General features: G+C 67.3%; 9 protein-coding genes. 7 read left to right on the forward strand and 2 right to left on the reverse strand.

The genetic code is table 11. The features are described 5' to 3' along the window. The coding region (locus ON39_RS35000) for a hypothetical protein (protein ID WP_040740600.1) at positions 1–212 on the forward strand (212 nt) is incomplete at its 5' end. 8 nt (positions 213–220) lie between these two features. Here ON39_RS35000 and ON39_RS46810 read toward each other — a convergent pair. Beyond that, positions 221–367, reverse strand: a complete 147-nt coding sequence (locus ON39_RS46810) for a hypothetical protein (RefSeq protein WP_063713426.1) — start codon at positions 365–367, stop codon at positions 221–223. Positions 368–525: 158 nt separating this feature from the next. Here ON39_RS46810 and ON39_RS35005 point away from each other — a divergent pair, with 158 nt between their 5' ends. The 3 genes from ON39_RS35005 (at position 526) to ON39_RS35015 (ending at position 2,865) form a co-directional block, all read left to right on the forward strand. Beyond that, a complete protein-coding gene (locus ON39_RS35005; RefSeq protein WP_040740601.1) occupies positions 526–1,068 on the forward strand; it encodes a YaeQ family protein in 543 nt (180 codons plus the stop codon). Positions 1,069–1,345: 277 nt separating this feature from the next. Continuing rightward, positions 1,346–2,299, forward strand: a complete 954-nt coding sequence (locus ON39_RS35010; RefSeq protein WP_211336388.1) for a hypothetical protein — start codon at positions 1,346–1,348, stop codon at positions 2,297–2,299. A 167-nt stretch (positions 2,300–2,466) separates the two neighbouring features. Beyond that, positions 2,467–2,865 carry a DUF4440 domain-containing protein gene (locus ON39_RS35015; protein WP_040740602.1) on the forward strand — a complete coding sequence of 133 codons (399 nt, stop codon included), beginning with the start codon at positions 2,467–2,469 and terminating at the stop codon, positions 2,863–2,865. Positions 2,866–2,876: 11 nt separating this feature from the next. Here the strand turns inward: ON39_RS35015 and ON39_RS35020 are convergent, their stop codons facing one another. Beyond that, on the reverse strand, positions 2,877–3,527 hold the full coding sequence (locus ON39_RS35020) for a hypothetical protein (protein WP_146251237.1): 651 nt from the start codon (positions 3,525–3,527) through the stop codon (positions 2,877–2,879). Positions 3,528–3,609: 82 nt separating this feature from the next. Between ON39_RS35020 and ON39_RS35025 the strand changes: the two genes are divergently transcribed. The 3 genes from ON39_RS35025 (at position 3,610) to ON39_RS35035 (ending at position 5,363) form a co-directional block, all read left to right on the forward strand. Continuing rightward, a complete protein-coding gene (locus tag ON39_RS35025) occupies positions 3,610–3,930 on the forward strand; it encodes a carboxymuconolactone decarboxylase family protein (RefSeq protein ID WP_040740604.1) in 321 nt (106 codons plus the stop codon). Beyond that, positions 3,930–4,511, forward strand: a complete 582-nt coding sequence (locus ON39_RS35030; protein ID WP_040740605.1) for a carboxymuconolactone decarboxylase family protein — start codon at positions 3,930–3,932, stop codon at positions 4,509–4,511. The genes ON39_RS35025 and ON39_RS35030 overlap by 1 nt, the downstream gene beginning before the upstream one ends. A gap of 75 nt (positions 4,512–4,586) precedes the next feature. Then, positions 4,587–5,363, forward strand: a complete 777-nt coding sequence (locus tag ON39_RS35035) for a phytanoyl-CoA dioxygenase family protein (protein ID WP_040740606.1) — start codon at positions 4,587–4,589, stop codon at positions 5,361–5,363. The last annotated feature ends 413 nt before the right edge of the window (positions 5,364–5,776 follow it).

Raw genomic sequence — 5,776 nt, forward strand, 5'->3', positions numbered from 1 at the left:
GCACCGAGTACACCGACTACTGCGTGGGCACTCAGCTCATCGACGGCAGCGAGTCGGTGTACGAAGTGGTCGCCGACGCGGACGGCGCCCTGCGCTGGCGGGCGGCCGGCCCGATCTCCCAGTGGGCCTTCGCCCCCGGCACCGGCCCGGTGCCGACCACCCGCTCGGCCAGCCTGTGCCTGCCGGACGAGGTGATCTGGCCGAGGAGCTGAGCCGCGAATCAGTAAGCGATGAAGAGGATCTCGTCGCGGGAGTAGTCGTGGCCGGGGTGGTTCTCGGCCAGGTGCGCCTTCGTCTTCTCGACGAGATCGTCCTCGTCCACTCCGACGATGGCTTCCCCGCAGGGGCAGTTCAGGTTTCGCTTCATAGCCGTCCTTCCTCTCGATCGACAGTCTAGGAGTGCCCGCCGCCACCGTTGCGCCGACCGACGAGGGCGTTCACCTAGGCCTGCCTCGAAGTCCCATCCGGCGCCTCCGGTGGCTGGATCCGGCCGGACTTCGAGACAGGGCCTAAGCTCCTTGACTTATGGCCCTTCCCGCGACACTCCACCACTTCGCCGTCCACCTGGCCGACGTCGATCGCGGCGTATACGAGGAGCTGGAGTTGCGGGTGGCGCGCCATCCGTCGGAGACCGCCGAGTTCATGGTCACGCGCCTGCTCGCCTACTGCCTCGAGTATCGGGAGGGCATCGCCTTCAGCGAGGGCGGCGTCTCCTCCACCGACGAGCCCGCGGTGCTGGTCCGCGACCTCACCGGCCGCCTCACCGGGTGGATCGAGGTCGGCGCCCCGGACGCCGAGCGCCTGCACCGCGGCAGCAAGCTGGCCGAGCGCACCGCCGTCTACACCCACCGCGACCCCGCCAGGGTGCTGGCTCAGCTGGCGGGCAAGCGGATCCATCGCGCCGAGACCATCCCCCTCTACAGTTTCGACCGCGACTTCATCGACGCCGCCGTCGCCGCGATCGATCGCCGCAACACCGCCACCCTCTCGGTCACCGAACGCGCCATATACCTGGATCTCAACGGCGCGAGCCTGAGCACGCACATCGAAGAGCACGCACTCGTCTGAATACCGCGCCGGAGAAATTCGATAATTGACGCCTCAATTCTCCCCACTTCCACTGGGGAGTTCCGGGCGTGGTCTTTCGTGTCACTATTCAGACAGTTGTTCAGAAATGGCGGCGGGCTCGTAGCCGTCGGCTGGGACAGACTCTCGCGCAATAGTTCTCGTTCGGCCACACCTTTCGGCGACCGCTCGCGGCGAGCAAACGGGATAAGTCCCCGGCGTCAGCGGAAATGGGTTCGTCCGCACCGTACCCATGCACGTGCCCCGAATCGAGACTCCCATGAACCGCAAACGTCTTTTACCCATCGTCACCGCCTGCCTGGTCCTGTCGCTCGGTCCCGGCTCCGTCGCGGTGGCGGCCCCGGCGTCCGAGATCAAGGCCGCGGACCCCGTCGCCGCACCGTTCTGCTACGAAGAAACCTCTACTCCCCAGGCCGATATCAGCGATCTGAAGGCTCGCTTCAACCGTTCGAACTGGATGCCGACCCTGCAGGCCATGTACAAGCGGCGCTGGCCGAGCGGGGAGAAACTGGCCATCGCCCAGGCCAAGGACCAGTACTGGAACCAGTTCGTGGAGACGAGCAGCTTCGAGGCGTTCGCCGAGTCCATGATGGTCGCGATCCACGAGGAGACCCACATGTGGGACCTCGACGGGTCGCGCACCCAGTGGGACAAGTACACCGCCGCGTGGATCAACTCCACCCAGCAGATGACGAATATCCCGCTGTACGGCGGCTTCCCGCGCAAGGAAATCCTGCCGCTGATCAAGGACAAGCTCAGCGACGACATGGACGGGATCTATCTGCGCGACAGTCAGCAGGGTGACTACCATCTGCAAGGCGTGACCGCGGAATTGAACGCCGGACTGATGGGCCTGCCCGCGGTCACCGTGGTGCAGGAGTACATCAAGGGCATCGGCGCCAGCAATGCCCGGGATATCGCCGCGACCAATCTGCGCTACCTGCTGCTGTACCTGCGCGTAGCCAAGGACAAGCACCTCGACTACTGGGCGAAGATCAAGAACGAGCCGAAGCTGCGCGACCTCGTGCTCACCCAATTCCTGCGCACCGCCTACTGGTTGGAGAAGTCCGCCCCCTATTCCGGCAAGCTCGGCGGCCCCAACGCCGACAAGATCACCGAAAAGAATTACGCCCCCGAAAACCTCGCCATTCTCGAAGAGTTCACCGGCCACAAGGTCCGCACCGACACGCAAAAGAACTGCACCTTGTCGTAATCGCCGTCACCGGTGGGTGGGATCGGCAGGCCACCCAGCGACCGATCCCACCATCTCGACGAACCTGTTGAGGGACAGACCATCTCGCCCGCTCGTGAGCGGGGTGGCGGGACTGGATATGATCTCGGGACGCGCCGGAGATGCTGAGCGGGATCGAGATTGTTGTTATGCCTGGAGACCCCGACCTCGCCGATGTGATCGAGGCCTTGCACTCGGATCTGGCCGAGTGGATGGGGTCGAATGCTCCGCCGAAGGTTTTCGATCGGTTCGCCAACGCGCTGCACGACGAGTTCTCCTCGGTCACTACCGCGGGGCAGGTGGTCGACCGGGATACATTGCTGGCGGGCGTGTGGTCGGCGCGGAACGCACAGCCGGGCTTCGACATCGCGATCACCGACATCGAGGAGATCGCGCAGGGCGGCGGGATTCTCACCGTGCGCTTCACGGCCGAGAACCGGCAGGGTGAGCTGCGCAGCCGGCGGCTGGTCACGGCGGTCCTGATCAACACCGACCACGGCTACCTGTGGCGCTCTGTCCACGAAACGACCACTGCGCCAGTAGAATAGCGGCCGGAGTTCTACTTGGTCATCAGACCCCACGGCCGAACGATCTTGTCGTCCTTCGTCTTCGCGCCGAACAACGTGAAGATGGCATCGACGGCGGGCTCGATGCTCATGTCGCAGGCGAACATCCGCGTCTTCGTGCCCTCGACGGCCGTGCCCTCGTCGCTGACCTGGAACGCCCACGCCGATCCGCTCCAGGCGAGCCTGCCTTTCAGGAACCCCTCGGTCCCGGTCGGCCAGCGGCCCATCGGATAGGCGGCCTCGTACCACCCGCCCGGCGTCTCGGGCGTGCTCGTCGCGTAGTCGATCAGCCAGAACTTCAGCTCGGCCACCTCGTCGGACGCCATCGGCATCGCGGCTTGGAGGATGCGCTGGTTCTGCGCACTGACCTGGCACGTCAGCCGCAACGGATCGGATGTCGCCCCGCTCCACCCGAGCCGCTCGAGGAAACCGCACGTCACCATTCGCTGGGTGCCCGCGTCGTAGGCCGGCCCCAGGCCCGGGTAACTCCCGCAGGCTTGGTCGAAGACCGCGGGCGAGGTGATGTCGGGGATCAAGGCGGTGGTCGCGCCGAGCCTCAACGCGAGCAGATAGCCACACGGTGATTGCTGGCGGTGCCTGTCGGGGGCCGCGGCGAACTGCCAGTCGAGGCTGTATTCGTACATCTTCGTCATTGTCCCCACCCGGCGTCGCGAACACGCCGAAAATGTTCTGGCGCAGACAAATCGACCTTGGAGGTGGGCGGCTGTGCCGGAGAACGACGACAAGCGGGTAGCGCACGATGCGCTGGTGGACAGCGTGCTGCGCGGGAAGGGCAGGGCCTCGGCGGATCTGCGAGCGCGCGCCTTTCATAACACCGACGTTCCGCCACCGTTGCACGGGTTGATCGACAAGGTCGCCACGAGGGCGAACCGGGTCACCGACGCGGATTTCGCCGCGGCCCGGCAAGCGGGCATCAGCGACGACCAGCTGTTCGAGCTGGTGGTGTGCGCGGCGGTCGGGCACTCCGCCCGGCTGTACGACGCGGGGCTGGCGGCCTTGGCCGCAGCGATCGAGGAGGCCGAGTGATGCGACCCGACATTCTGAATCGCGGCTACCGCCCCTGGATCAAGGCGATGTTCGCCCTCTTCCGCGCCTTCTCCGGGCATCCGTTACCGGACGTGGCGCGACTGACCTTCTACCGCCCCGACTTCTACGGCACGACCGCGAAGAGGTTCACCCACGCCGCGCTGCGCGGCCCGTCCCCCTGGTCGGTCGCCGACCGAGAGTTGATCGCGGCCTATGTCTCCCATCTCAACGCGTGCGCGTTCTGCGTCGGCGCGCACACCGCGATCGCGGAAAGGGCCTACGGGGACGACACGAAAGTCCGTGCCGTGCTGACGGATCTGGAGTCGGCCCCCATCGAGGAGGGCCTGCGGGCGACGCTGCGCATGCTGGACACGCTGATGCGAACGGAGACGGTGGGCGTCGAGGACATGCGAAAGCTGTTGTCCGCGGGCGTCTCCCGTCCCCAGATCGAGGACGCGCTGGCGGTCTGCGCCGCGTTGGACACGGCCAACCGGCTCGCCGACTCCTTCGACTTCGACCTGCCCAGCCCCGCCGGATTCGCGGCCGGCGCCGGCTATCTCCTCAAACGCGGCTATCGATAGCCCTGGCCCGGTGAAACAGCGAAAGCGAGGTATTCCCAAGGAAAGACCGACCCTCAGCAGGCGGAGGCGGAGACGATGGCACTCGACCGCGACCAGATCGCCAGGTTCATCGAGGACGGCTTCGTCCGCCTACCGGCGGTCTTCTCCCGCGCGGCCGCCCGCCGGTGCCTGGACATCATGTGGCCCGACACCGGCTGCGCGCCAGACGATGCGGCCACCTGGCGCAGACCGCTGGTGCGCCTGCCCGGCTACGACATCGAACCATTCCGCGCGATCGCCCGAATGCCCGCGCTAGAGCGGGCTTTCGACCAACTGGTCGGACCGCATCGGTGGACGCGCAAGTCCGGTCTCGGCCCGATCGCGGTTCGCTTCCCGCACCCGGACCCGCCCGACGACGACTACTGGCATTTCGAGGGCAGTTACCTCCCCGAGGGCTGGACCGGTCACTCGTTCACCAATTACCGTTCGCGCGCACGGGCTTTGTTCATGCTCGTGCTCTTCACCGACGTCACCGAGGCCGACGCGCCCACCCGCATCCGCGTCGGCTCCCACGCGGCCGTGCCCGGCCGCCTGCTCCGCTACGGCGAGGACGGCATCGACGCCACCCGGATCGGCGAGACCGGAGTCCTGGCGGACACCGCCGCCGCGCCCGTCGTCGAGGCCACCGGCCACGCCGGTGACGTGTACCTGTGTCACCCGTTCCTGATCCACGCCGCTCAGGCGCACCGCGGCGGCACGCCACGCTTCATGGCCACGCCCACGCTGGAACCGGCCGTGCCGCTGCTCGACCGCGCCACCCTCTTCCCCGTCGAGCGAGCCATAAGACTGGCGCTCGGCGCCCGGACGCGCTGAGCGCCGCGCCGCCCCAACCGAACCCGCGAAACGCCCGCACCACCGGCCGGAAAGCCGAGTTCCCCGAGGCGCTTCGAGCGGTCCGGTACCGTCTGCGGCCGTTATCGCGCAGCGGGGCTTCGCCCCTCGTCCCGGGGAGGTTCGGGCATTTCCGACAGCAGAGTCTCGCGACGCCGTCTGCTGGGCAGCACGCTGGCCGCGAGTGCCGTCGCCTCCGCCGCGCTCGCCACGTCGGCCTGTGCGCCGCGCGCCACCGGCAACGCCGCCGATCCGAGCGTCCGGGATCGCAGCGAACTGCTCGCCCGGGAGTTGCTCGGCGTAGCCGAGGACGGTTCGGACCGCAGGCTGTCCCAGCTGAAGATCCTGATCGACACCGGTCTGCCCGCGACGGATCGGCGCAAGCGGATCGTCGT

The organism is Nocardia tenerifensis NBRC 101015, from assembly GCF_000308715.1.
Classification (GTDB): Bacteria; Actinomycetota; Actinomycetes; order Mycobacteriales; family Mycobacteriaceae; genus Nocardia; species Nocardia tenerifensis.

Coding starts and splice junctions, on each gene's coding strand:
- ON39_RS35020 (WP_146251237.1), bottom strand. CDS start 3,527: ATGTACGAATACAGCCTCGACTGGCAGTTCGCCGCGGCCCCCGACAGG.
- ON39_RS35005 (WP_040740601.1), top strand. CDS start 526: ATGGCCCTTCCCGCGACACTCCACCACTTCGCCGTCCACCTGGCCGAC.
- ON39_RS35010 (WP_211336388.1), top strand. CDS start 1,346: ATGAACCGCAAACGTCTTTTACCCATCGTCACCGCCTGCCTGGTCCTG.
- ON39_RS46810 (WP_063713426.1), bottom strand. CDS start 367: ATGAAGCGAAACCTGAACTGCCCCTGCGGGGAAGCCATCGTCGGAGTG.
- ON39_RS35030 (WP_040740605.1), top strand. CDS start 3,930: ATGCGACCCGACATTCTGAATCGCGGCTACCGCCCCTGGATCAAGGCG.
- ON39_RS35015 (WP_040740602.1), top strand. CDS start 2,467: ATGCCTGGAGACCCCGACCTCGCCGATGTGATCGAGGCCTTGCACTCG.
- ON39_RS35035 (WP_040740606.1), top strand. CDS start 4,587: ATGGCACTCGACCGCGACCAGATCGCCAGGTTCATCGAGGACGGCTTC.